Source organism: Ruegeria sp. CJ3 (assembly GCF_056536725.1).
On sequence record NZ_JBQFQE010000004.1, the window covers coordinates 98,173 to 122,690 of the forward strand.

The window sequence follows — 24,518 nt, forward strand, 5'->3', positions numbered from 1 at the left end:
ATCGCCCCGGTGTCAGCCTGCGCACGAATATTCGCCCACGAGGATTTCCATGTACCGTTTCGCCGCTGCCCTGACCCTGATCTCAACCGCTGCCCATGCGCAGGTCGCCACCCTGTCGGGTACCGATGGCGAGAATTCGCTCGGCACCGTGCCCTGCGCCGCTTTGGCGGGCGAGCCGCTGGACAGCTGCCCCGCCGAGCTGCGCAAGCGCGAGGATGGCACGGCCACACTGGCCGTACAGCTGAAAACCGGAGAGGTCCGGCGGATCTATTTCACCGGCGGTGTGCCCGATTCCAGCAGTTCAACGTCCAAGCTGACCTATGAGACGCCCGGCGATATCATGGTGATCTTCATCGAGCCCGGCGAGGTGTACGAAATCCCCAAAGCGGCGCTTGGCACTCAGTAGGCGTGCGCGCGGCCATCCCAGGTTTCGAAACATCCCGTGGTTTCAAGGGATAGCGTATCGAACCGCCGGATCAGCCCCTCGGCGGCCTGATCAACGCTGATCTCGGCTGCGGCACCGCCCATATCGGTCTGCACCCAGCCGGGGTGATAGATACCAACCGCAATGCCATCGCTGCGCAGGTCCGTTGCCAGATTGCGCCCCAGATTCAGCACCGCCGCCTTTGACGCGCGATAGATATAGCTGCCCCCGGGCGCGTGGCTGTGCGAGGCCATCTGAGACGACAGGATCGCGATCCTGCCCCGCGCCGCCCGCACATTCGGCAGCAGCGATTGCACCGTCAGGAAAACGCCAGTGACGTTGGTCGCAAAACTCTGCGCCCACATTTCGGCGGGATAGCCGCTGATGTCGTGGCCCTTGTCCAGATAGACCCCGGCATTGCAGATCAGCAGATCGACCGGGCGGTCCTGTAACCCGCGGGCCATAGCCACGTGATCTGCCGGGTCGGTGACATCCAGCGTGATCTGCGCGCTGCCGTCCCGCGCAGTTCCGGTGACATCATGACCCGCCACACGGTATTGATCCGAAAGCGTTTTCCCGATCCCACGGCCCGCGCCGGTTATGACAACATGCATCACTTAGTTGGTCTTGCGTCTGGGGATGAAGGGCAGAGGCGCGACCGGCACACCATCCTCGACCAGGGCCCGGGCTTCTTCGGGCGGGGCCTCGCCATAGATGGCGCGTTCGGGCGCATCGCCCAGATGAATCCGGCGCGCCTCGGTGGCGAAATCGGTGCCGACATAGTCCGAGTTCTCTTCGACCTTGCGGCGCAGATCGGCCAGCACCTTTTCGACATCGGGCGTCGGCGTGGTCACGTCGATCTGTTCACTTGCAGGCGCTGGCGGGGTCTGTTCTGCCGCAGCGCTGCGCGCAGGGCGCACCCGGGGCGTCATGACCGCTTTTTCCACATGATTGCAGCCGCAGACGGCGCAGGTAACCATCCCCGCCGCCGCCAGCTTGTCAAAAGCGGCTGCGGACTGGAACCAACTATCAAAGCTGTGGCCTTCGCTGCATTTCAATGCGTATTGAATCATCACAAATCCAAGAACCGGTTGGCGAATAGATACCGACCAACATGGTAATATCAAGTCTTGATCTTGGCCCCTATTGCGGCAGGTGACCGAAACCACGCAGAAGTAAAGCCAGATCGGGCGACCCGACCCGCTGCGCCGCTTTTTCGGGCGACAGCCATTTACGCCTGCGTTGCCCCGTCTCGGGGAAATCCACCGCCAGCCGCCGCACATGCAGCGGAAACACATCGACCAGGCACAGCCCCGATCCCTTGTTACGGCGGTTCTTCACATAGGCGAACCGCCCCAGGCTTTCGGTGCCGCAAGTGCCCAGCACGCCCGCCTCTTCCCAGGCCTCACGGGCCGCCGTCTGCCACGGACTGAGGCCGTTTATCAGCCAGCCCTTGGGAATGATCCAGCGCCCCGCCCGGCGGGTAGTGACCAGCAATATCTCGGGCCGCCCCGCCTTGAGGCGATAGCAAAGCGCGGCGGCCTGCGCGAATACCGGAAGCGCCCCTGAAAGAGAGAGACCCTCGGTCGAAAGCCTGCCATTGCTCGTGCTGCTGCGCCCGTCAAACACGGTTCATACCTAACTGCTCGCTCCGCTTATGTTGCGGTTTATGCAGCCAGAATTACCACATGCAGGTTCATATTCCAAGCTTTTCAGAAGATGCGTCTATATCGCCATGCGTCCCGACAGGCGGCGGACGAGGTCATCGTGGGGGATATCGGCATCGATCGACAGCCGTCGCAAGCCGAAATGGACATGGGCGATCTGCTGATAATAGCGGGTGTAGATAAAATTCGTGCCGCCCCCGGCCAGCGCCCCCAGCAGAGGCACCGATTGCGCCGCCAGTTTCTGGCCCAGAACCACCGACAGACGTGGGGCCACCATGGCAATCAGCCGCTGCATGGTTGGGCCGGTCAGCGTCAGGCGCATCGAGAAAAACCCCAGATCGGCCCCGTCATCCTTGGTCAGAGGCCCCGCGGCGGACAGCACCCGGATCGAGTCGAATTTCACATTCTCCGCCGCCGGATCAAACCCTTCCCGCGCCGCCGCACCCTGAATGGCGCGCAGGATCATCGCCGTGGTTGCGGGCAGTTCGACCAGAGCCGTCGATGCGCCGCCCAAGCCCCCGGCAGCCCCCATCGCGGTGGTCAGCGCAGTGTTGACCCATGGTTTCTGATCCGGCACGGCACGTCTGGACCCTTCGGCGGCGTGCATGGCAAGCCACAGGGCCTGCTCGGTCGCATCGGTCAGGCCGTTGCGCACAGGTTCGGGCAGTTGGTCCAGCAGAGATTCCGCCGAACCGCCCAGCTTGTTTAACAGATTGACCCCGACCCCTCCGGCCGAGCTATAAAGCCGCGCCAGCCGGTCAAGTTCCGCCTCGGGATCGAGTTTTTCGACAAGAACCACGTCCTGCATCTGTGCCCTCCTGTCCTGAAAACATCGGCATTTTGCGGGAGGTTTTCAATGGGTCAGCGAGACCAGCGCGTCACAAGCCCCTGAATTCCATCCCAAACTCCGGGGGACAGCTCCATCCCGAGAACCCGGTCGGGGTTGGTGGGCGGCGGCATTTCAACCCCGACCAGCGGGGCAAATCCGAACCGGGCATAATAGGGCGCATCGCCCACCAGCATGACCCTGCCCCAGCCCCGGGCGCGCCCGGCCTCAACCCCCTGATGGATCAGATAGCCACCCAGCCCTTCGCCCTGATGGGTCGGATGCACTGCAACAGGTCCCAGCAACAATGCATCATGGTCACCCACATGCACGGGCCAGAACCGGATCGCACCGGCCAGAATATCCTGCCCGTCCCGCGCCACCAGCGACAACCCGGCCACAGGCGGCACATCATCGCGCAGCCGGTAGGACGACAACGCCTCGCGCCCCGGCGCGAAGCAGAGATCATAGAGCGCCTCGACCTCCCACCAGTCGTCCGCCTCTTCCGGCCTGATCCTGAACTGCTGCACGCGCGCCCTCTTTTCCCTGCTGGAATTCGCCCTAGCACTTCGATACGCCTTGGGCAAACGCTTGGAGACCTTATGTTCTATCGCCCCGAAGACGGCCACGGCCTGCCGCATAACCCGTTCAACGCCATCATCACGCCACGACCGATCGGCTGGATTTCCACCCGGGACGCAGACGGAATCAACAATCTGGCCCCCTATTCGTTCTTCAACGGTGTCGCTTACACGCCACCGCAAGTGATGTTCGCGACCACCGGCACAAAACACGACCAAGATGGCGGCAAGGACAGCATTGCCAATATCGAGGCGACGGGCGTGTTTTGCGTCAATGTGGTCGCCCATGCCCACCGGGACGCGATGAATGCCAGCTCGGCGGGCCTGCCGAAACATATCGACGAGTTCACCCATGCGGGGCTGACGGCTGCCGAATGCGAAACCATCACCTGCGCCCGGGTCGCAGACGCCCCCGCTGCACTGGAATGCAAACTGACTCAGATTGTCACCCTGCCCGGCGAAGCAAACCGTGTGGTATTCGGAGAGGTCACCGGCATACACCTGCAGGACGCGCACATCCGCGACGGCAAGTTTGATGTGACCTCATTCAAACCGCTCGCGCGGCTAGGATATCGGGATTATTCGGTGGTGAGTGAGCTGTTCTCACTGAACCGCCCCGACGATTGACCCCATGGGCGGAAGGGGGCGCTGCCCCCGCCGCCCTGCGGGCGACTCCCCCGGGATATTTTTGGCCAGATGAAGCAGGGGATCCGCACTTCATCTGGCTATAAATATCCCGGAGCGCGAGGCAGAGCCTCGCAAAAAGTCAGTGGCCGCCCAGAATCCCGGTGCGGACAGAGTAATCCACCACCAGTTCGTATTCAGGATCATCATCGCTGTCGACCATCAGGTGCCCCGCCTTGGTCAGCAGCTTGTGGCAATCGCGGCTGAGGTGGCGCAGCATGAGGCGTTTGCCAGCGGCCTCGTATTTCGCGGCGATGTTTTCAATTGCCTGCAGGGCGGATTGATCGACCACACGGCTGTCGGCAAAATCGACGATCACCGTGTCGGGGTCGCCCGCAACGTCAAAGAGCTCGATGAACCCGTCGGACGAGCCAAAGAACAGCGGGCCCTGCACTTCATAGACCTTGGCCCCCGCTTCGGTATGGGACTCGCGCGTGACCGCGTGGATGCGTTTGGCGTTGTTCCAGGCATAGGCCAGCGCCGAGACGATGACCCCGACCACAACTGCGACAGCGAGGTCTTCCATCACGGTCACCACCGTCACCAGCACGATGACGAAGGCGTCGGTCATCGGCACCTTGAGCAGGATTTTGAACGAGTTCCATGCGAATGTCCCGATCACCACCATGAACATAACCCCCACCAGCGCGGCCAGCGGGATCTGCTCGATCAGCGACGATCCGACGAGGATGAACAGCAGCAGGAACAGCGCCGCGGCGATGCCCGCGATGCGGGTGCGGCCTCCGGATTTCACGTTGATCATCGACTGGCCGATCATCGCGCACCCGCCCATGCCGCCAAAGAACCCGGTCACCACGTTGGCTGCGCCCTGCGCGATGCATTCCTGCGAAGCTCCGCCCCGCCGTCCGGTGATCTCTCCGACCAGATTGAGCGTCAGCAGGGATTCGATCAGGCCGATTGCGGCTAGGATGACCGCGTAGGGCAGGATGATCTCGAATGTCTCCCATGTCAGCGGCACCATGGGGATGTGGAACGAGGGCAGGCCGCCTTCGATCGAGGCCAGGTCGCCCACGCGTGGCACATCCAACCCCATGCCGATCACCAGCGCGGCCACAACCACGATCCCGGCCAGCGGCGCGGGAATGATGCGGGTGATGCGCGGCATGACCCAGATCACCGCCATGGTCAGCGCCACAAGGCCCAGCATGGTGTAAAGCTGCATGCCCGAGAGCCATTCGCCCCCGCCCATACCGTGACCGGTATTTTCCATCGTGCCTGGGACCTTGAACTGGCCCATCTGCGCCAAGAAAATCACAATCGCCAGACCGTTGACAAAGCCCAGCATGACCGGGTGTGGCACCAACCGGATAAAGCGGCCCCAGTGCATCGCCCCGGCAATGATCTGCAAGATGCCCATCAAGACCACCGTGGCGAACAGGTATTCGACTCCGTGCTGCGCCACCAGCGCCACCATCACCACAGCCAACGCCCCGGTCGCGCCCGAGATCATGCCCGGACGACCCCCGATCAGCGCCGTGATCAGCCCCACCAGAAACGCAGCATAAAGCCCGACCAGCGGATGCACCCCGGCGACGAAGGCAAAGGCCACCGCCTCGGGCACCAGTGCCAGCGCGACGGTGAGCCCCGACAACAGTTCAATGCGGATGCGTGAGACCGAAAAGCCCTCGTCCGGCATCCAGCGCAGATCGGGCATGGCAATACGGTTGGCAAAGCTGGCCAGCAAGGCTCGGGGCATGGATCGGTCCTGTCGGTCTATGGGGTTCGCGCGAAGGGGGCCTTCTACAGGGCAAACTCGGCGAGAGGTACTGCGCCAGGCGGGACCCTGATATGCGCCCAGAACATAGCTTGTGCAGCTTGGGCGGCGCGGGGCACACAAACCGTTGAAGCCGCTTGCCAAACCGGGCCGTGACCCGCAGAACTCGGACAGCAGTTTTTTTCAGCGGAGAACCAACGTGACCCAAACAAAAATCGCCGTCATCGGAGGATCGGGCATTTATGACATCGATGGTCTGGAAAATGCCGAATGGGTTACTGTGGAAACGCCCTGGGGTGATCCGTCGGATCAAATCCTGACCGGATCGCTGGGCGGGGTCGAGATGGCCTTTTTGCCCCGCCACGGGCGCGGCCATGTGCATTCGCCGACCGAAGTACCCTATCGCGCCAATATCGACGCGCTGAAGCGGTTGGGGGCGACGGATGTAATCTCGGTCTCGGCCTGCGGATCGTTTCGCGAGCACATGGCGCCGGGTGATTTCGTGATCGTGGATCAGTTCATCGACCGGACCTTTGCGCGCGAGAAAAGTTTCTTTGGCACCGGCTGCGTGGCCCATGTCAGTGTGGCGCATCCCACCTGTCCGCGCCTGTCGGATGCCTGCGAGACCGCGGGCAAGGCGGCGGGCATCACCGTGCATCGCGGCGGCACTTATCTGGCGATGGAGGGGCCGCAGTTTTCCTCGTTGGCGGAATCCAAGATGTACCGCGAACACTGGGGCTGCGACGTGATCGGCATGACCAACATGCCCGAGGCGAAGCTCGCCCGCGAGGCCGAGCTTTGCTATGCCTCCATCGCCATGGTGACCGACTATGACAGTTGGCACCCGGATCATGGCGAGGTCGACGTAACCGCGATCATCGCCACCCTGACCGGCAATGCGGAAAAAGGCCGGGCGCTGGTTAAGGGCCTGCCCGCCCTGCTAGGCGCTGACCGCGCGCCCTGCCCGCATGGCTGTGACCGGGCGCTGGAATACGCCATCCTGACCGCCCCCGAAAAGCGCGATCCGGCGGTGTTGGCCAAGCTGGATGCGGTGGCCGGGCGGATACTCTGAGCTTAGTTCTGCTGTAGCTGCTGATGCACGTCGTCCCACAGCCCATAGGACCAGAGGTCGTTATGGGTGCCGTCAGGGATGACGCGTAGCTGCGCCGTGTCGGACAGTTCAGCCAGCGCCGTGCCGTGGTGTAGCGGGATGGTTTCATCCTCGGTTCCGTGGAAGATCAGCGTGGGCACGGTGATGCGTTCGATCAGATCGCGGGTGGCGAACTGGTCTTTCATCAGGGCTGCGACCGGCAGAAACGGATAGCGCTCGGCCGCCACATCGACGGTGGCGGTGAAGGGAGCCTCAAGCACCAGCAGCTCGGCGCTGGGGCGCTCTGCGGCAACGGCGGCGGCGATACCGGTGCCGAGGCTCTGACCGTGCAGGACCACGTCTTTGCCCTCTCCATCCAGCTTGTCGAACAACTGAACGCCATCAGAAATCAGCGCCAGTTCCGAGGGTTCGCCCTCGCTGCCCGGAAACCCGCGATAGCTGGGCGCAAGCAGACCGTAGCCTGAGTTGAGGATTTCGCGCATCCGGTCGGCGCGGTCGCCCAGATTGCCGCTTTGACCGTGGAAAAACAGCACCGTGGGCGCATCTGCGGTAGCCGCGGGCGCGCTCCAAACCGTCAGGACGGTGCCGTCGGCCATCGGCAGCGACAGGGCGTCGACATCCGCCAGACCCACGCTGGCCGGATCGGGCAATTCGCCGTCGGGTTTGTAAAGCAGCGATTGCTGATTGAAATACATATAGCCGAGGATGCCCGCATAGAGCACCGCCCCCACCAGTACGAGACCCAGCAACACGGCTTTTGCGCGCTCGATACCGCGATGGGTCGCGCTTGGGTTTGCGTGTTGTATCTGCACCATCGGCCTCTCCTTTGGGTCTGAGGTTGGGCAGGTGGGCGCGGGTTTCAAGATGCCGGGGCGAGGCTTCATCCAATCTTTAACCTGTTGCCGCAAAGCCAATGTGCCGGGCTTTTGCGTTTGTGTTGCTTGAAATGGCCCCGGCCCTTGCCATGCTGACGCTGATTAATGAAGAAAAGGCAAGCACTTAGCGGTCTGTGAGGGATGATGAAACGACTCGATGCACTGGATGCCGCCCGATTTCTGGCCTTTTGCGGCATGGTGCTGGTGAATTTTCGCATCGCGGCTGAGGTCGCACCGGGGTCGGATTGGGCATCGACACTGATTGACGCACTGGAAGGGCGCGCAGCAGCTTTGTTCGTGGTGCTGGCCGGGATCGGCATCGGGTTGTCGCGCATCGAGGCCGGGCTGCTGCTGCGTCGGGCGGAGTTCCTGTTTGTGATCGGCCTGATCAACATGACGGTGTTCGACGCTGACATCCTGCATTTCTACGCGCTGTATTTCGTGGTCGGGTCCGCGTTTCTGACCGTCGCTCCGCGCGGGCTGTGGCTGGGGGCGTTGGGGATCGTGGCGCTGGCAGTTATTGCCAATCTGGTCTTTGACTATGATCGGGGCTGGGATTGGCAGGCACTAACCTATACCGACCTCTGGACCCTGCCCGGCTTTCTACGCAACGCGCTGTTTAACGGCTGGCACCCGGTGTTGCCCTGGGCCGCATTCCTGCTGATCGGAATGGCGATTGGACGGTGTGAACTGCATACGATCTGCATTCAGCACCGCTTGATCATGTGGGGCTTTGGCGCGGCGGTGCTGGCGCTGTTTCCGCAGATGCTGGTGTCGGACCCCGATCTGGTCGCCTATCTGGGAACCGAATCCATCCCGCCCGGCCCGTTCTATATACTCGCAGGCACGGGTTCGGCCTGCGTGGTGATCGGGCTGCTGCTGAAGCTCTGGCCCGCGATCGAACGTATCCGCATCGCACGGTTTCTGACCGCGCCGGGGCGGCAGAGCCTGACGCTTTACATGGCGCATATCCTGATCGGGATGGGGCTGCTTGAGGAGCTCGGGATGCTGGACGGATCGCTGAGCGCACCGCAAATCGTGGGCTATGCGGTGCTGTTCTGCGCGCTGTCCTCGGCGTTCGCACTGCTTTGGTTCCGCAAATTCAAGCGCGGCCCGCTTGAGGCGCTGATGCGGCACGTGACCGAGCGGGCTTGACCTGACCGGCAACGCCGGGCTTGGTGTGGGAAACGCTCCGATAGGATGACCCATGTCGCTTGATCTCTGGCTGGCCTTTGTCGCCGCATCGACCGCTCTGCTGCTGATCCCCGGCCCGACCGTACTGCTGGTGCTCAGCTATGCGCTGTCGAAAGGGCGCAGCGTCGCCGTTGCCTCGGCCACCGGGGTGGCTTTGGGCGATCTGGTGGCGATGACCGCATCGCTGTTGGGGTTGGGGGCGTTGGTACTGGCCTCAGCCACGCTGTTTGCGGTGCTGAAATGGGTGGGCGCGGCCTATCTGGTCTGGCTGGGCATCAAGCTGCTGCGCAGTGCGCCCTCGGGCGGTTTGCAGACGGTTGAAACCGGGCGCGACGTGACGGCGCGCAGCGTCTTTGGCCATGCCGCAGCGGTCACCGCACTGAACCCGAAATCCATCGCCTTCTTCATCGCCTTCGTGCCGCAATTTCTGCGCCCCGCTGACCCTCTGGGCCCGCAATTCGCCATCCTGATCGCCACGTTCGTCGGCCTCGCCGGATTGAACGCGCTGGCCTATGCGCTGCTGGCGGACCGTCTGCGTCAGATGATCGGACGCACGGGTGTGATCACCGCCATGACCCAGTTCGGAGGGTTGACGCTGATTGGCATGGGCGTCGCCACGGCGGTCCTGCGGCGCCCGGCCTGAGCTTAGTCTTCGGCGTTTTCCTTCATGAACCCTCGGATGAACCGGCGGATTTCCCGTGCAGCAGATGTGTCTAGTTCCTTGCACAGCTCGACAAAGGCATCCCGCTCATCCTTGTCGAGCCGCAGAACCAACTGACTGTTTTTCTTTGTGGATTTCTTCCCGTCTTTCTTCGCCACGCGCCCTGACCCCGTTCAGACCTTGATTCACAAAGCGATGCAATGTATATACAAAGTATAGAAGATGTAGATATCAAACACATAACAACAAAAGTGAGATCAACGCAATGAACCTTCACGTCGCGCAGGCATTTCTTCTTCGGGATCAACGCAATTGGCGCAAACCGCATCTTTCGTGGTTGCCGAACGCGCTTTACCGCTACTACGGGCTGCCCAACGCCATCAGCCGCCGCAAGTAGTCGCAGCGGCCAAACATTTCTTGCATGACCGACCCTGATGGGCCAAACACCCCGGCGTGTTTGATGCCAAAGGGGTGGATCATGTCCAGAAATAAAACGGTCAAGGATTACATTCGGACCATCGTCGATTTCCCGCACGAGGGGATCATGTTCCGCGATGTCACCACCCTGTTCGCCGATCCCCGCGGGTTCCGCATGGCAATCGACCAGATGCTGCACCCCTATGCCGGTGAGCGTATCGACAAGGTCGTGGGTCTTGAGGCGCGCGGCTTTATTCTGGGCGGGGCGATTGCGCATCAGCTGAGCGTGGGTTTTGTGCCGATCCGAAAAAAGGGCAAACTGCCCGGCACCACGATCAGTCAGGACTATAAGCTGGAATACGGCGAGGCGATCGTGGAAATCCACGATGATGCCATCCAGCCGGGTGAGAAAATTCTGGTCGTGGACGATCTTCTGGCCACCGGCGGCACCGCCGCAGCCGGGATCAAGCTGATCGAACGACTGGGGGGTGAGATCATCTCGTGCGCGTTCATCATCGATCTGCCCGAACTGGGCGGGCGCAAGATTCTGGAAGAGATGGACATGGATGTGCACGTGCTGTGCGAATTTGAGGGACTCTGAGAGTCACAGATATCACAAACTTGTGAGTGGAAATCGGACAAGCCGCAGGCTTAGCGCAGATGATCCGCGTTTCAACATCTGATGACATTCATATCCGGTGATCTTTTAGCGAGCAGCCTGCGTATCCCGTTTGATGCCACCTAGGGCATTCTCAATCAGGGAACCATACCATGTTGCGCAAATTCGCTGTTGCCGGAGTAGCCAGTATTCTTTTGACCACCTCTGCCATGGCAGACGGCCACGCCAAGGATATCGTCGATACTGCAGTCGGCGCGGGCAGCTTTGAAACGCTTGTCGCCGCCGTTCAGGCCGCTGAACTGGTCGATACGCTGAAAGGCGAAGGCCCCTTCACCGTCTTTGCCCCCACCGACGAAGCCTTTGCCGCCTTGCCCGAAGGCACGGTCGAAAACCTGCTGAAACCCGAGAACAAGGATCAGTTGGTCGCCATCCTGACCTATCACGTGGTACCGGGTAAGGTGATGTCGGGCGACCTGTCGGATGACATGACCGCCGCCACCGTTCAGGGTGGAGATATCACAATTGATCTCGACAACGGTGTGATGGTGAATGACGCCAATGTCGTGCAGGCTGATATCGAGGCCGAAAACGGCGTCATCCATGTGATCGACAAAGTTATCCTGCCTGCGTCGTAAGCCACAGGCGCGGCCCGGCATCGGGCCGCGTTCAACCCGGAAGCACAGCGCCCGGGTTCATGATGCCGTCGGGATCAAGAGCCGCCTTGATGGCCCGCATCGCCTCTAACCGCACTGGATCACCGTACCGTTCCAAGTCTTCGGTCTTGAGCCGCCCGACGCCATGTTCGGCGCTGACGGACCCTCCGAATTCATGCACCAGATCATGCACGGCTCGCTTAATCCCGGCCCTCTGCCCCACATATTCCGCCCGGTCATGCCCCTTGGGCGGAAAGACGTTGTAGTGCAGATTGCCGTCGCCCAGATGGCCAAAACAATTCACCCGGAATGGCCCCAGCCCCGCCACGATATCCTTCCCCTGCCGAATAAACGCCGGGATATCCGAGATCGGAACCGAGATATCGTGGCTGGATACCGACCCGATCAGCCGGTTCGCCTCGGGGATATTTTCCCGCACGGCCCACAGCGCAGCCCGCTGCGCCTCGCTCTGGGCGATCACCGCATCGCTGACCAAACCGCGCGCCTCTGCCGCCACATAGATCGTCTCAAGGATATACGAAGAGTCCTGCCCTTCCGACAGGCCCAGTTCGATCAGGACAGACCACTCGGACTGCGCGGCAAAGGGTTGTCGGACGGTCGGCAGAACTTCGGTCAGGAATTGCAGTCCCTGCCGGTGAATCAACTCGAAGGTGCTGACGGCCTCACCCACCTGATCACGCGCCAGCGACAGCAGATCAATCGCGGCCTCGGGCGAAGCCACCTGAAACACCGCCGTTCCAACCGCCTTGGGTTGCGGGAACAGCTTCAATGCGGCAGCAGTTATGATACCCAGCGTCCCCTCGGAGCCGATCAGCAGGTTGCGCAGATCATACCCGGTGTTGTCCTTCCGCAACCGGCTCAGCCCATGCCAGATTTGACCATCGGGCAGCACCGCCTCAAGCCCCAGACACAGATCGCGCGCATTGCCGTAGCGCAGCACATTCACCCCGCCCGCATTGGTCGCCAGATTGCCGCCGATCCGACAAGACCCCTGCGCGGCCAAAGACAGCGGAAACAAGCGACCGGCGTGATCGGCGGCGGCCTGTATGTCGGCCAAAATCGCGCCCCCCTCGGCGATCAGGATGTTCTCGGTCGGGTAAATGGCACGGATCGCGGTCATCCGCTCCAGCGAGATGATCAGCGGCGCAGGGCCGTCGGCCATGACCTGCCCGCCGACCAGCCCGGTCCCACCTCCGTAGGGCACCACAGGAACCCGCGCCTCAGCTGCGCAACGCAGCAGTGCTGAGACCTCCTTGGCCGAACGCGGTACCGCCAGCACCCCGCCTGAGCCGACAAACCGCCGACGCGGCTCCTCAAGGTAACGATCCTCAAGCGGGCGCACCACGTCATCGCCCAGCGCCTCGCGGATCAGGCTGGCAAAGCTGTCATCTGCAGGGTTCAGTTCCATGCCCCATCCCTGCCAAAGGCGATACGCTGCGACAAGCCCTATTCCAGATCGATCAGATATTGAGGCTCCAGCACCACCACCGTGGGCCGGTCCGGCAGAGTCCGCAACGAGACGACAATCTCAGACACCCCATCACGTTCGACCGGGAAGGTGTCGCGGATATCCATCAGAAACCGCTCCAGCGAAAAGCTTGAGAACCAGTGCATCGGAATAATGACCGAGCTTTTCAACCGCTTCAGCACCTCAATCATCTCGGGCAAAGGCATCGTCGTGCCGCCATCGACCGCAGCCATCACCACATCGAGCCGCCCCAGCGCGGCAAATTGCTCATCCGAGGGGATATGATGCAGATGGCCCAGATGGCCGATGCACAGGCCTTCGACCTCAAACACAAAGATCGAATTGCCGCGCTCCTCGACCCCGCCATAAACCGACCGGATGTCAGTCGAAACATTGCGCACCAGCAGCTCACCCAAATCGAGGTAGTGATCGATCCCCTGTCCGAACTCTCCCCACCCCGGCAGCACATGCGGAATGGCTGGATCAGGATAGGCCGTCCAATGGGTGTCATGCGCATGGTTCATGGTCACCACATCGGGGATCAGGTCAGCGCCGCCAATGAACCCGGTAAAATCTGTGACCGCATTCAATCCGCCCTGCGTTTGGATCAGAAACGAGGCATGGGCAACATAGCTGATCCGCACCGAAAACTCCGGCACCGGATCCTGCCAGGCCGCCTTGTGCAGATACTCAATCCCGGGTGCCGCATCCGCGATGGCAATGCAATGGCTCGGCCGCCGCTCCTGCGCCACGGCCCCGCCTGCAATCATCATCAGCCCAACAACACTCCACCGCATGACTCAATTCTAGCGCAGAATGCCGCCAAGTCATGCTCTTTGATGAGACGCACAAAACCGCCCCACCTTTGTGCGACAGATCCCCTGCTTCATCTGGCCAAAAATATCCCGGGGGAGTCGCGGCCTGCCGCGACGGGGGCAGAGCCCCCTATCCCGCGTCGGTCTTGCCCCGCCGGTCCGACCGCAAGGACGCATATAGAACATGCGTCCGCCACCGCCCGTTGATCTGCAAATACGACTGCGCCACGCCTTCGTATTTGAACCCCGAACTTTCCAACAACCCGCGCGACGGTTCGTTTTCCGGCAAACAAGCGGCCTCGATCCGGCTTAGATCCAGCCGGGTGAAGGCATAATGTACCACCGCTCCGATCGCCTCGCGCATGAAACCCTGTCGCGCAAAGCTCTGCCCGGTCCAGTATCCCAGCGTCCCCGCCTGCGCCGGGCCACGGCGCACGTTGTCCAGCGTGATCGCCCCCAGCAGCACATCATCGCTGCGCCGAAACAAGAACAGTGGGATCGCGGTCCCGCTGGCCACAGAACGCTGTGCCCAGTAGACACGGTTGGTAAACGACTTGCGGCTCAGATGGTCCTTGGCCCAGATCGGCTCCCATGGAACAAGATAGTCCTTGGACGCCCGCCGCAGCGCGGTCCAGTCGTTGAAATCGGAATGCACGGGCGGGCGCAGGCTCAGCCGCTCAGTTTCGAGTTTCAGCTTGCGTCGGCCCAGCAACATCACGCCGCACGCCTCGCCTGCAACTCCTCCAGCGATGGCGCGCCCGAGACGGGACCATAAAGCGCCAGCGCCGCAGGGGTCTGAACCGCCATAGTTTCGGCAAAAGCGCGTACATCCTCGGTGCTGACCGCATCAATCTTTGCCACCGTGTCTTCAAGCGAGGGCACACGTCCCCAAATCTGCACCAGCCGCGCCAGACGTTCGGCCCGGTTCGAGGGGCTTTCCAGCCCCATCAGCATCCCTGCCTTCATCTGGGCCCGGGCGCGGGCAACCTCTTCTGGGCTCATGTCCTCTGCAGCGCGCTTCATCTCGTCGATGGTGATCGTCGCCAGTTCACCCACCTGATCGGCAGACGTTCCAGCGTAGATCGTGGTCGTGCCGGTATCGGCATAAGCACCGGTCTGCGCGAATATCGTGTAGCACAGCCCGCGAGTCTCACGCACTTCCTGAAACAGGCGCGAGGACATGCCGCCGCCCAGCGCTGTCGAGTAAATCTGCGCCGTATAAATCGCATCATCGCGATAGCCGGGGCTTTCCAGCGCCAGTGCGAAATGCGCTTGTTCCAGCTCTTTCTCCTGCCGCGCCTCGCCACCGGTGAAGCGCGCGGTCTCGGGGATCAATCCCTTGCGCGGTTGCAGATGGCCAAACATCTCTTCGGCCATTTTCATCAGCGCATCATGATCCACCGCGCCTGCGGCCGACAGGATCATCTGCTCGGGCCCGTAATGCTCGGAGACAAAGCCCGACAGGTCTTCGCGCGAAAACGCGCTGACCCGCTCGGTTGGCCCCAGAATGGTCCGACCCAAGGGTTGGTCGTGATAGCTCTGCTCTTGCAGCCAATCGAAGATCACATCGTCGGGCGTGTCATAGGCCTGACCGATTTCCTGCAGGATCACGCCGCGCTCGACCTCAATCTCACGCGGGTCGAAGATTGGGTTCAGAACGATGTCCCCGATCACATCCATCGCCAGCGCCACGTCGTCCTTCAGAACGCGCGCGTAATAGGCCGTCACCTCGCGCGAGGTATAGGCGTTTATGTACCCACCCACATCCTCGATTGCCTCGGCGATTTGCAAAGCCGAACGGCGCTCGGTTCCCTTGAAGGCCATATGCTCAAGGAAATGCGCGATACCGTTCTGCTCGATCCGCTCGTTCCGCGCACCGGCGGTCACCCAGATACCGATGGCCGCCGATTGCAGCCCCGGCATATGTTCACTGACGATACGAAATCCGTTCTTCAGCTGGTCTTGTCTGACTGTCACTCAGCGATATGCCTTCTGATATGATCCTCAAGGGCACCCAGATCGTTGGCAATGCGGGTCACCCGTTCGGGACGTTCATACAGATCAGACATGCGGGATGGAAGAGGCGGATGTTCCCCGCTGGCCTTCTCGACCGCCGCCGGGAATTTCGCCGGGTGCGCGGTGGCCAGTGTGACCATCGGAACGTCTGAGCGATGTTCTTCCGCGACCTTGATCCCGATGGCCGTATGCGGACAGACCAGTTCGGCGCTATGGGCCAGCGTGTGCTTGATCGTCTCCAGCGTCTCATCCTCGGACACGCGGCCCGAGTCGAAGCTTTCGCGCAGGGCCTCCATCGCACCTTGACTGACGTTGAAGCCACCGTTTTTGAGCTCATCCATCAACTGCGCCACGGCACTGCCATCCTCTCCATAGGCATAATAGAGCGCGCGTTCAAAGTTCGAGCTGACCTGAATGTCCATCGACGGGCTGATCGAGGGGATGGTATCGCCCTTGAAATACCCCTCACCCGACAGGCAGCGGTGCAGAATGTCGTTCTGGTTGGTCGCCACCACCAGACGGTCAATCGGCAACCCCATGCGCTTAGCCAGATAGCCCGCGAAGATGTCCCCGAAATTGCCGGTGGGCACAGTAAAGCTGACCTTGCAATGCGGTGCGCCGAGGCTGACGGCAGCCGAGAAGTAATAAACGATCTGAGCCAGAACCCGCGCAAAGTTGATCGAGTTCACCCCGGCCAGTTTCACCCCGTCGCGGAAGTCGAAATCGTTGAACATATCCTTTAGCGCGGCCTGACAATCATCAAAATCGCCATCCACGGCCAGCGCATGCACGTTACTGTCCGCAGGCGTCGTCATCTGACGGCGCTGTACCTCGGACACGCGGCCATGCGGGAACAGGATGAACACATCCACTGCGTCCAGCCCGCGAAACGCCTCAATCGCGGCCGAGCCGGTATCTCCGCTGGTCGCGCCCACGATGGTCACACGGTCATTGCGGCGCTTCAGGGCCACCTGGAACAGCTGACCGATCAACTGCATGGCGAAGTCCTTGAAGGCCAGCGTTGGCCCGTGGAACAGCTCCAGCAGGAAATGGTTCTCGTTCAGTTGCTTCAAAGGCGCGCGGGCGTCGTGCCCAAAGCCTTCATAGGCACGCGCTATGATGTCTTTGAACTCATCTTCCGAGAACGAACCGCTGACATAAGGCCACATGACACGGAATGCGATTTCTTCATAGGGCAGACCGACCAAAGCGGCGATGTCGTCATGGCTCATCACCGGAATTTCAGCAGGCAGGTACAGGCCGCCATCACGGGCCAGTCCGGTCAGCATCGCTTCTTCAAATGTCAGTTCGGGCGCTTGCCCGCGGGTCGAGATGTACTTCATGTTGCTTCACTCTCAGACGGGGCGCGGCTGCGCCACAGGAAATATGCGGTCATCGCGGCCCAGACCAAGGCCAGACCAAACCATGTGATTGCGTATTGCAGATGATCGTTCGGGATACCCGCGGTATCCACCGGCAGAGGCGTCATGCCCGGATCGGTTTCAGATCGGGCGATCAGCAGAATGGGCTCGGCCCCCAAAGCTGCGGCCAGATTGGGCACATCGCGGGCGAACCAGATATTGGCATCAATATCGGGTTCGGGCGTGTAACTGTCGATCTCATCGGGCCAGTGCAGGTTGCCGGTCACCTCCATCGGCCCGGTCAGGCGAATAGCGTCTTTCGCGGTGACCGGAACAAAGCCCCGATCCACCAGAATGGTCCGACCCTCAGTGCTGAAAGACTGGATGATCCGATACCCCGCACCGACCTGCTTGACCGAGACCAGAACGTGGATTTCTCCCGGTTCCATCTCGCCCGAAACCGTGACTGGAAGGTATCTGTCAGTGCCAGCCGCGACCTGATCCGGCAGAGCCGCAGGATCGGCGGAAATCCGACTTTCGATATCGGACAGAACGCCCAGCTTCCATGCCAGTCGCTGAACCTGCCACATCCCCAGCGACAGCAGGATTGCCAGACCGGCAATACCAAATATCAGCGGAAACAGGATGCGGCGCATGACGGGACCATGTCTGGTTGCTTCGGGGGCGTTTCAACGGCGTCTTGTTAAGGGCGGCACGTACTGGAATGCAACCACGCAATTGTATGGGGCGCAATCTTGCGCCCCGGATAGAGAAAAAGCCGCCCCAAGGGGCGGCTTTTGCAATTGGATCATCTGAGGCCGATCAGAATAGCGGAGCCTGACCCCAAATGTAGACGGCGAAGAACAGGAACAGCCAGACAACGTCCACGAAGTGCCAGTACCAGGCGGCCGCTTCAAACCCGACGTGTTTCTCGGGCGTGAAATCCCCTTTCAGCGCCCGGATCAAGCAGACCGTCAGGAAGATTGTACCGATAATCACATGCGCGCCGTGGAAACCGGTCGCCATGAAGAAATTCGAATAGAACTGGTCGCCACCAAATTCCCAGCCTTCATGGGCCAGCAACTCATAGTATTCAAAAGCCTGCAGCGCGGTAAACGCAATGCCCAGGGCGATCCCGATGGCCAGTCCCTGCACCAGCGCTTTGCGGTCGTTGTTGTGCACCAGCGCGTGGTGGGCCCATGTGATCGCGCAGCCTGACAGCAGCAGGACCAGCGTGTTGATCAACGGCAGGTGGAACGGGTCAACCGCATGGATATCCGGCTGGATGTATTCGGTGCCAGCATAGTCGTACATCGGGTACATGCGATGTTTGAAGAACGACCAGAACCAGGCAAAGAAGAACATCACCTCGGACATCACGAACAGGATGAAGCCATAGCGCAACCCGATGCGAACCACCGGCGTGTGGTCGCCCTGACGGCTTTCGACCACCACCTCGGACCACCAGGCAAACATGGTGTAGAGAACACCCACCAGCCCCATCCAGAAGATCCAGGCGGTGATGCCGTGCATCCACAGGACGGCTCCGAACAGCATCACAAACCCACTGACGGCGCCAATCAGCGGCCAGATCGAGGGGTTCAGAATGTGGTAGTCATGGTCTTTAGCGTGTGCCATCAGCGTCCCTCACCTACAGGCGTTAGTTCTTGTTTGTCTCAGCCTGCACGTCAAGGGCGGCATAGCCCTCGGGCAGGTCGATTTCGTAGAATGTATACGACAGAGTGATCGTATGCACATACTTGGCTTCCAGATCCTCGACCATTTCGGGGTCGACGAAAAAGCTGACGGGCATCTCGACCCGCTCACCCGGTTGCAAAACCTGCTCTTCAAAGCAGAAACAGGCGATTTTCTCAAAATACCCACCGGCGGAATAGGGCGTCACATTGTAGGATGCCTGCCCCGCAATGGGTCGGTCGGTCGGGTTATAGGCCTCATAAAAGGCCAGCCCGGTTTCGCCGATGCGCACCTGCATCTCACGTTCGACCGGTTTGAATTCCCAGGCCATGCCTTTGGCCTTCGAGGCATCGAAGCGCACGGTCACAACGCGATCCAGCACATCTTCGGGCGCGGCTTCGGCCACGCCGGTGGTGCCGCCAAATCCGGTGACTCGGCAGAACCAGTCGTAAAACGGCACCGCCGCCCAGGCGAGGCTGCCCATCAGGACAACCACACCCACGGTCTGCGCAACCGTTTTCTGCGGGCCCGACAACGCCATCAGTTCTGCACCTCTTGCGTGGCCATGTTGAAATCGGTGCCTGACACCTTGACGATGGTCAGACCAAAAATGATCACAATGAACGCCGCCAGCGTCAGGCCCACGCCCAGATTGCGGCTGAACCGGCGCTGATGCAGCTCGTGGCTTTTACGCAGGCTCATGACCAGCCTCCCAACCCATAGGGCTTCAGCAACGCCTCAGCCAGAATCGCGCCGAAATGCAGGAAGAGATAGAGAAGCGACAGCTTAAAAAAGCCGCGCTCGACTTTGAAATTGTCTGCCTCGGCATCATCCTCGGTCCGGCGCGAGATCGCCCACGCCCCCCGCAAGAACAGCGCGTTCAGCACCAGTGCAACCACCAGATAAATCGGGCCGCCAATTCCGGAAAACGCCGTGCCCACCGCCAGAATAGCCAGCAGGGCCGTATAGATCAGAATATGCCAGCGTGTTGCCGGACGGCCATGGGTGACGGTCAGCATCGGCACGCCTGCGTCGTCATAATCTGACCGCATGAACAGCGCCAGCGCCCAGAAATGCGGCGGGGTCCACATGAAGGTCAGGGCGAACATCAGCCACGGCTCCAGCGTCATCGAACCCGTTGCCGCAACCCAACCGATCACGGGCGGGAAAGCTCCTGCGGCACCGCCGATCACAATGTTCTGCGGTGTCGAGCGTTTCAGCCACATCGTGTAAACAACGACATAGAAGAAAATGGTGAAGCCCAGAAACGCGCCTGCAAACCAGTTGGTCGCGAGCCCCAGCATGATCACCGACAGGCCGGACAGAGCCAGACCCAGCGCCAGCGCCTCGCCCTCTTCGACCTTGCCCGAGGGGATGGGGCGGCCCTTGGTGCGCTTCATCACCCGGTCGATATCCGCGTCCCACCACATATTCAAAGCGCCTGATGCGCCACCGCCAATGGCTATGAACAGGATGGCGCAGAAGCCCACAAACGGATGCACGGGAACCGGCGCGGCCAGCAGACCGACCAAAGCGGTAAACACCACCAGCGACATCACGCGCGGCTTCAGCAGGGCGAAATAATCGCCAAAGCTGGCCTCGTCCGCGCGGGGCTGCGCGGTGACGGTGCTGGCATTGAAGCTTGCGTCGCTCATGTCCGGTCCTTTTCGGGGCAAAAGCTGCGCGAAACCCGCGCAGCCCGCATGTGTTTAGCTAGGCCGCAAAGGGCTTAGTTCGAGGCCACCTGATACGCGACAGGCTGACCCGCATACTCTTCCAAGGCACCCTGCAGCCATTCCTCATACGCCGCTTCGCTGACCACTTTAACGGTGATCGGCATATAGGCGTGGTCCTTGCCGCACAGCTCCGAGCACTGGCCGAAATAGATGCCTTCCTTGTCCGCCTGGAACCACAGTTCCGCCAAGCGGCCCGGGACACCGTCCTGCTTCACACCGAAGGACGGGATGGTCCAGGAATGGATCACGTCCGAAGCGGTGACCTGCATAACGATAACCTTGCCCACGGGCACGACAACGGCGGTGTCGGTGGCCAATAGCCACTCGTCTTCGCCATAGCCCGCATCCGCCAGCTTGGCGCGCATCGCATCGTCCAGAACAAACGGGGTTACGTCTGCGTCTGCCGGGCGCGCGCCCTCGTCCAGAGTGGCCGGGTGGCCCAGAAGATAGCTGTCGAAGGCGAAATCGTGATCGACATATTCATAGGTCCAGTACCACTGGTTGCCCACAACCTTGATGACCACGTCCCCTTCGGGAATTTCCTGCTGCTTGAACAGCACCGGCAATGAGAATGCACCGATGAAGACCAGAATCAGGATCGGGCCAAGGGTCCACGCAATTTCAACCGGGGTGTAATGCGAGAACCGCGCAGGCGTCGGGTTGACGCGCTGGTTGTAGCGCACGATGCAATAGACCAGCAGGCCCGCGACGAATACGCAGATCGCTGTGATGATCACCAGAATCATGCTGTCCAGCGACTGGATTCCTTCGGCCAGACTGGTGGCGGCGGGCTGAAAGCCTATACCGCCATCGACCGGCTTACCAATAATCTCAAGCTCCTGAGCCATGGCGGGAAGGCTGGAGAGGGCTGTCACAAGCCCCGAAAGCATCAAAGCATTCTTCATATTCTGTCCTGATCGTTTGATCTTTGCGTCCCTGGCGAAAAGGTGTGAATCGGTCGCACCTCACCCGTTGTCTTTAGCCGCGTTAAAAACCATATTCCTGCGGGTAGATAAAGCAAAATGCTTGCGTCAAACAGACGCTATTTTTGATCTGGATCAAACCCGAAAGGTCGCTAGTGATGACTCAGGCCCCGTTTCGCCCCTTTGAAAGCACTCTTCCGCAGGATGAGGCGCTTGCGGTTCTGCAATCGGCCACTGCCGGGGCCGAGGACGGAGAGCTGTTTGTCGAGCGCCGAAAATCCGAGTCTCTGGTCTTTGATGATGGCCGTTTGCGCACAGCATCTTATGACGCGTCCGAGGGGTTTGGTCTACGCGCGGTGCAGGGAGAAGTGGCCGGGTACGCACATTCGACCGATGTGTCGATCCCGGCGTTGAAGCGTGCGGCTGAGACGGCGCGCCTTGCGGTGGGCGACGGCGGCGGCACTCTGTCCGCGGCCCCTCGTCCCACGAATATTCGCCTGTACAGCGACGAAGACCCCATCGAATCCGCCGATTTCCCGGTCAAGATCGAAACCCTGCGCGCCATCGACGCTTTTGCCCGCGATCTGGACCCACGGGTTGTGCAAGTCAGCGCCACCATCGCCGCCGCCGTGCAAGAGGTCGAGATTCTGCGCCCCGACGGCGTTTTGGTGCGCGACGTGCGTCCGATGACCCGCCTGAATGTCTCGGTCATCGTGGAACAGAACGGACGGCGCGAAAGCGGCTCAGCCGGAGGGGGCGGTCGCGTCGGGCTGGACGGGCTGATTGATCCGACCGATTGGCAGGAGAAAGCGCGCGAGGCGCTGCGTATCGCCCTGGTCAATCTGGACGCGGTGCCCGCCCCTGCAGGTGTGATGGAGGTCGCGCTCGGCCCCGGCTGGCCCGGCATCCTGCTGCATGAAGCCATCGGTCACGGGCTTGAAGGCGACTTCAACCGCAAAGGTAGTTCGGCCTTTGCTGGTCTGATGGGGCAGCAGATTGCGTCAAAGGGCGTGACCGTAGTGGATGACGGAACGATTGCGGATCGCCGCGGCTCGATCACTGTGGATGACGAAGGCACGCCCAGTTCGCGGACGGTGCTGATCGAAGACGGCATCCTGACAGGATATATGCAGGACCGTCAGAACGCGCGTCTGATGGGCGTTGCGCCCACCGGTAACGGGCGGCGTCAGAGTTATGCGCATAAACCGATGCCGCGCATGACCAATACAATTATGCTGGGCGGTGACGCGGACCCGGCGGCTCTAGTCGCTGATATCAAGGATGGAATCTGGGCCGTTGGCTTCGGCGGCGGTCAGGTCGACATCACCAACGGCAAGTTCGTCTTCTCCTGCACCGAGGCCTACCGCGTCAAAAACGGCAAGATCGGCGCGCCGGTCAAAGGGGCCACCCTGATCGGAGACGGGCCATCGGCGCTAAGGCGCATCCGTGGTCTGGGCAATGACATGGCGCTGGACCCAGGGATGGGCACCTGCGGCAAGGATGGCCAGTGGGTCCCGGTCGGCGTCGGGCAACCGACCGTTCTGATGGACGGGCTGACCGTGGGCGGCTCGGCGGCCTGAGGTAGAATCAGTAAAAGGCCGGGGCGCAAGGTTAACGCCGTGCGCCCCTTAAAGACGCGACCATCGCGATCCGCGCCAAGAAAATTCGTACGAATTTTCTCCACTATCTCAAAGACATAAGAAATCCCTCAAAGGCGAAACCCGAATGAATCGCATCTAATTTTCTTCGATTTACAAGCTGTTAACTCCAAACCCCGTAAACCAGTTCTGCAATCAGGCGGAGCATCGGATGACCGAAGAGCAGCTTTCTTCCAATCACCCCCCACTCCCACCCACCACGGAAGAGGACCGGTTTTCCTGGCTCCGTCTGTTGCGCTCGCGCAAGGTAGGCCCGGCGACGTTTCGCCGGCTGCTACGCGAACATGGCTCGGCGCAGAATGCGCTGGCCGCGCTGCCCGAAATGGCACGTACTGCCGGGATAGAAGGCTATGAAATCTGCCCCCCCGGCGTGATTGAGGCGGAACTCAAGGCCGCAAAAGCCGCCAATGCGCGCCTTTTGTGCCTTGGGGCCGCCGATTTTCCCAAAGCCCTGAATGACCTATCAGACGCACCGCCTCTGATATGGGCGATTGGCGATGTCTCGATCTTGCAGAAACCTGTGATCGCCATGGTCGGTGCGCGAAACTGCTCGTCCCTCGGGGCGCGAATGGCGCGCGGGCTGGCCACCGATCTGGGGAAACACGGACACATTATCGTCTCGGGGCTGGCCCGGGGCATTGATACATCAGCCCATCTTGCGGCACTCGACACCGGCACCATTGCTGTGATGGCGGGCGGCGTGGACGTGATTTACCCCGCCGAGAATACGGATCTTGCGCGGCAGATCGCCTCGAAAGGTCTGCGCCTGTCCGAGCAACCGATGGGCATCACACCCCAGGCCCGGCATTTTCCGCGACGCAATCGGATTATCTCGGGCCTTGCGCAGGCGGTTGTGGTGGTCGAAGCGGCAGCCAAATCCGGCAGCCTGATCACCGCGCGCGATGCGCTGGACCAGGGCCGAGAGGTTCTGGCCGTGCCCGGCCACCCCTTCGACGCACGTGCTGCCGGATGCAATCTGTTGATTCGCGACGGGGCCACGCTGGTGCGTTCGGCAGAGGACGTGATCGAGGCCCTGCCCACGCAGGAAGACCTGTTCCGCGACCACGCCGAACCACCGCGCCCCTCAGCCTCCGTCCCTACCGCGGCGCTGCAGGCTCAGATTTTGGCGCGGCTTGGCCCCTCGCCCATCGCCGAAGATCAGTTGCTGCGCGATATCGCGGCCTCGGCTGGAGATCTCGGCCCGGCATTGGTCGATCTGGAACTCGACGGCCGAATCCAGCGTCAACCAGGCGGGCTTTTGTCACTGGCTGGCTGATGGCCTCGTGGTGGCCGCGGCAACGTGCGGAATGCCGCACAGCATCGGATAGCGTGCTGGAAACACGCCACTTTTCCGGCTGCAAAAGGAACGCATTGACAA

General features: G+C 61.2%; 29 protein-coding genes. 10 read left to right on the top strand and 19 right to left on the bottom strand.

Going from position 1 to position 24,518, the window contains the following annotated elements; all coding sequences use genetic code 11:
* Positions 1-49 precede the first annotated feature (49 nt).
* On the top strand, positions 50-406 hold the full coding sequence (locus tag ACR0J1_RS08795; RefSeq protein ID WP_480528469.1) for a hypothetical protein: 357 nt from the start codon (positions 50-52) through the stop codon (positions 404-406).
* Here the strand turns inward: ACR0J1_RS08795 and ACR0J1_RS08800 are convergent.
* The 5 genes from ACR0J1_RS08800 to ACR0J1_RS08820 form a co-directional block, all read right to left on the bottom strand.
* Positions 400-1,038, bottom strand: a complete 639-nt coding sequence (locus tag ACR0J1_RS08800; protein ID WP_480732738.1) for an SDR family NAD(P)-dependent oxidoreductase — start codon at positions 1,036-1,038, stop codon at positions 400-402. The two genes, ACR0J1_RS08795 and ACR0J1_RS08800, sit on opposite strands and share 7 nt — an antisense overlap.
* A 3-nt stretch (positions 1,039-1,041) precedes the next feature.
* Entirely contained in the window at positions 1,042-1,497 is a 456-nt protein-coding gene (locus ACR0J1_RS08805; protein ID WP_480732638.1) for a DUF1178 family protein, read from the bottom strand.
* A gap of 70 nt (positions 1,498-1,567) precedes the next feature.
* Positions 1,568-2,053, bottom strand: coding sequence for an NUDIX hydrolase (locus tag ACR0J1_RS08810; protein ID WP_480732637.1), 486 nt, complete (start codon positions 2,051-2,053; stop codon positions 1,568-1,570).
* A gap of 96 nt (positions 2,054-2,149) precedes the next feature.
* Complete coding sequence (locus ACR0J1_RS08815) at positions 2,150-2,899, bottom strand: EcsC family protein (RefSeq protein ID WP_480732635.1); 750 nt, start codon at positions 2,897-2,899, stop codon at positions 2,150-2,152.
* Positions 2,900-2,952: 53 nt separating this feature from the next.
* A complete protein-coding gene (locus tag ACR0J1_RS08820; RefSeq protein ID WP_480732633.1) occupies positions 2,953-3,447 on the bottom strand; it encodes a GNAT family N-acetyltransferase in 495 nt (164 codons plus the stop codon).
* A gap of 72 nt (positions 3,448-3,519) precedes the next feature.
* Between ACR0J1_RS08820 and ACR0J1_RS08825 the strand changes: the two genes are divergently transcribed.
* Entirely contained in the window at positions 3,520-4,125 is a 606-nt protein-coding gene (locus tag ACR0J1_RS08825) for a flavin reductase family protein (RefSeq protein WP_480732631.1), read from the top strand.
* A gap of 139 nt (positions 4,126-4,264) precedes the next feature.
* On the opposite strand, the gene ACR0J1_RS08830 is transcribed toward ACR0J1_RS08825, so the two are convergent.
* A complete protein-coding gene (locus tag ACR0J1_RS08830; protein ID WP_480732629.1) occupies positions 4,265-5,899 on the bottom strand; it encodes a SulP family inorganic anion transporter in 1,635 nt (544 codons plus the stop codon).
* A gap of 217 nt (positions 5,900-6,116) precedes the next feature.
* Here ACR0J1_RS08830 and ACR0J1_RS08835 point away from each other — a divergent pair, with 217 nt between their 5' ends.
* Positions 6,117-6,989 carry an S-methyl-5'-thioadenosine phosphorylase gene (locus tag ACR0J1_RS08835; RefSeq protein WP_480732627.1) on the top strand — a complete coding sequence of 291 codons (873 nt, stop codon included), beginning with the start codon at positions 6,117-6,119 and terminating at the stop codon, positions 6,987-6,989.
* Positions 6,990-6,991: 2 nt separating this feature from the next.
* On the opposite strand, the gene ACR0J1_RS08840 is transcribed toward ACR0J1_RS08835, so the two are convergent.
* On the bottom strand, positions 6,992-7,843 hold the full coding sequence (locus ACR0J1_RS08840) for an alpha/beta hydrolase (RefSeq protein ID WP_480732625.1): 852 nt from the start codon (positions 7,841-7,843) through the stop codon (positions 6,992-6,994).
* 204 nt (positions 7,844-8,047) lie between these two features.
* Here ACR0J1_RS08840 and ACR0J1_RS08845 point away from each other — a divergent pair, with 204 nt between their 5' ends.
* Positions 8,048-9,058: a DUF418 domain-containing protein gene (locus ACR0J1_RS08845; protein WP_480732623.1), complete on the top strand. Its 1,011-nt coding sequence runs from the start codon at positions 8,048-8,050 to the stop codon at positions 9,056-9,058.
* A gap of 52 nt (positions 9,059-9,110) precedes the next feature.
* Positions 9,111-9,740: a LysE family translocator gene (locus tag ACR0J1_RS08850; RefSeq protein WP_480732622.1), complete on the top strand. Its 630-nt coding sequence runs from the start codon at positions 9,111-9,113 to the stop codon at positions 9,738-9,740.
* Between the two features lie 2 nt (positions 9,741-9,742).
* Here the strand turns inward: ACR0J1_RS08850 and ACR0J1_RS08855 are convergent, their stop codons facing one another.
* A complete protein-coding gene (locus ACR0J1_RS08855) occupies positions 9,743-9,916 on the bottom strand; it encodes a hypothetical protein (protein WP_480732621.1) in 174 nt (57 codons plus the stop codon).
* 107 nt (positions 9,917-10,023) lie between these two features.
* Between ACR0J1_RS08855 and ACR0J1_RS08860 the strand changes: the two genes are divergently transcribed.
* From ACR0J1_RS08860 to ACR0J1_RS08870, 3 genes are all read left to right on the top strand, one after another.
* Positions 10,024-10,155, top strand: a complete 132-nt coding sequence (locus tag ACR0J1_RS08860) for a hypothetical protein (RefSeq protein WP_480528453.1) — start codon at positions 10,024-10,026, stop codon at positions 10,153-10,155.
* Positions 10,156-10,236: 81 nt separating this feature from the next.
* The gene (locus ACR0J1_RS08865) at positions 10,237-10,776 is read left to right on the top strand and encodes an adenine phosphoribosyltransferase (protein WP_480528452.1); all 540 of its coding nucleotides are present in this window, start codon (positions 10,237-10,239) and stop codon (positions 10,774-10,776) included.
* A gap of 170 nt (positions 10,777-10,946) precedes the next feature.
* Complete coding sequence (locus ACR0J1_RS08870; RefSeq protein WP_480732619.1) at positions 10,947-11,429, top strand: fasciclin domain-containing protein; 483 nt, start codon at positions 10,947-10,949, stop codon at positions 11,427-11,429.
* 31 nt (positions 11,430-11,460) lie between these two features.
* On the opposite strand, the gene ACR0J1_RS08875 is transcribed toward ACR0J1_RS08870, so the two are convergent.
* The 11 genes from ACR0J1_RS08875 to coxB form a co-directional block, all read right to left on the bottom strand.
* Positions 11,461-12,876, bottom strand: a complete 1,416-nt coding sequence (locus ACR0J1_RS08875; RefSeq protein ID WP_480732618.1) for an FAD-binding oxidoreductase — start codon at positions 12,874-12,876, stop codon at positions 11,461-11,463.
* Positions 12,877-12,914: 38 nt separating this feature from the next.
* Complete coding sequence (locus ACR0J1_RS08880; RefSeq protein WP_480732617.1) at positions 12,915-13,733, bottom strand: MBL fold metallo-hydrolase; 819 nt, start codon at positions 13,731-13,733, stop codon at positions 12,915-12,917.
* 148 nt (positions 13,734-13,881) lie between these two features.
* The gene (locus tag ACR0J1_RS08885) at positions 13,882-14,466 is read right to left on the bottom strand and encodes a GNAT family N-acetyltransferase (RefSeq protein WP_480732737.1); all 585 of its coding nucleotides are present in this window, start codon (positions 14,464-14,466) and stop codon (positions 13,882-13,884) included.
* Entirely contained in the window at positions 14,466-15,728 is a 1,263-nt protein-coding gene (locus tag ACR0J1_RS08890; RefSeq protein ID WP_480732615.1) for a M16 family metallopeptidase, read from the bottom strand. The genes ACR0J1_RS08885 and ACR0J1_RS08890 overlap by 1 nt, the downstream gene beginning before the upstream one ends.
* Positions 15,725-17,110, bottom strand: a complete 1,386-nt coding sequence (thrC, locus tag ACR0J1_RS08895; protein WP_480732613.1) for a threonine synthase — start codon at positions 17,108-17,110, stop codon at positions 15,725-15,727. Before thrC ends, ACR0J1_RS08890 begins: the two co-directional genes overlap by 4 nt.
* On the bottom strand, positions 17,107-17,784 hold the full coding sequence (locus ACR0J1_RS08900) for an SURF1 family protein (protein ID WP_480732612.1): 678 nt from the start codon (positions 17,782-17,784) through the stop codon (positions 17,107-17,109). The genes thrC and ACR0J1_RS08900 overlap by 4 nt, the downstream gene beginning before the upstream one ends.
* Before the next feature lie 166 nt (positions 17,785-17,950).
* On the bottom strand, positions 17,951-18,766 hold the full coding sequence (locus ACR0J1_RS08905) for a cytochrome c oxidase subunit 3 (RefSeq protein ID WP_480732610.1): 816 nt from the start codon (positions 18,764-18,766) through the stop codon (positions 17,951-17,953).
* A gap of 22 nt (positions 18,767-18,788) precedes the next feature.
* Positions 18,789-19,364, bottom strand: coding sequence for a cytochrome c oxidase assembly protein (locus tag ACR0J1_RS08910; RefSeq protein ID WP_480528444.1), 576 nt, complete (start codon positions 19,362-19,364; stop codon positions 18,789-18,791).
* A complete protein-coding gene (locus ACR0J1_RS08915; protein ID WP_162896804.1) occupies positions 19,364-19,525 on the bottom strand; it encodes a hypothetical protein in 162 nt (53 codons plus the stop codon). The genes ACR0J1_RS08910 and ACR0J1_RS08915 overlap by 1 nt, the downstream gene beginning before the upstream one ends.
* A complete protein-coding gene (gene cyoE, locus ACR0J1_RS08920) occupies positions 19,522-20,478 on the bottom strand; it encodes a heme o synthase (RefSeq protein ID WP_480732609.1) in 957 nt (318 codons plus the stop codon). Before cyoE ends, ACR0J1_RS08915 begins: the two co-directional genes overlap by 4 nt.
* Before the next feature lie 74 nt (positions 20,479-20,552).
* The gene (gene coxB, locus ACR0J1_RS08925; protein ID WP_480732607.1) at positions 20,553-21,464 is read right to left on the bottom strand and encodes a cytochrome c oxidase subunit II; all 912 of its coding nucleotides are present in this window, start codon (positions 21,462-21,464) and stop codon (positions 20,553-20,555) included.
* Between the two features lie 176 nt (positions 21,465-21,640).
* On the opposite strand from coxB, the gene tldD reads away from it, so the two are divergent.
* Both tldD and dprA read left to right on the top strand, forming a co-directional pair.
* A complete protein-coding gene (tldD, locus tag ACR0J1_RS08930; protein WP_480732606.1) occupies positions 21,641-23,062 on the top strand; it encodes a metalloprotease TldD in 1,422 nt (473 codons plus the stop codon).
* Between the two features lie 229 nt (positions 23,063-23,291).
* Complete coding sequence (dprA, locus tag ACR0J1_RS08935) at positions 23,292-24,416, top strand: DNA-processing protein DprA (RefSeq protein WP_480732604.1); 1,125 nt, start codon at positions 23,292-23,294, stop codon at positions 24,414-24,416.
* Positions 24,417-24,518: the final 102 nt, after the last annotated feature.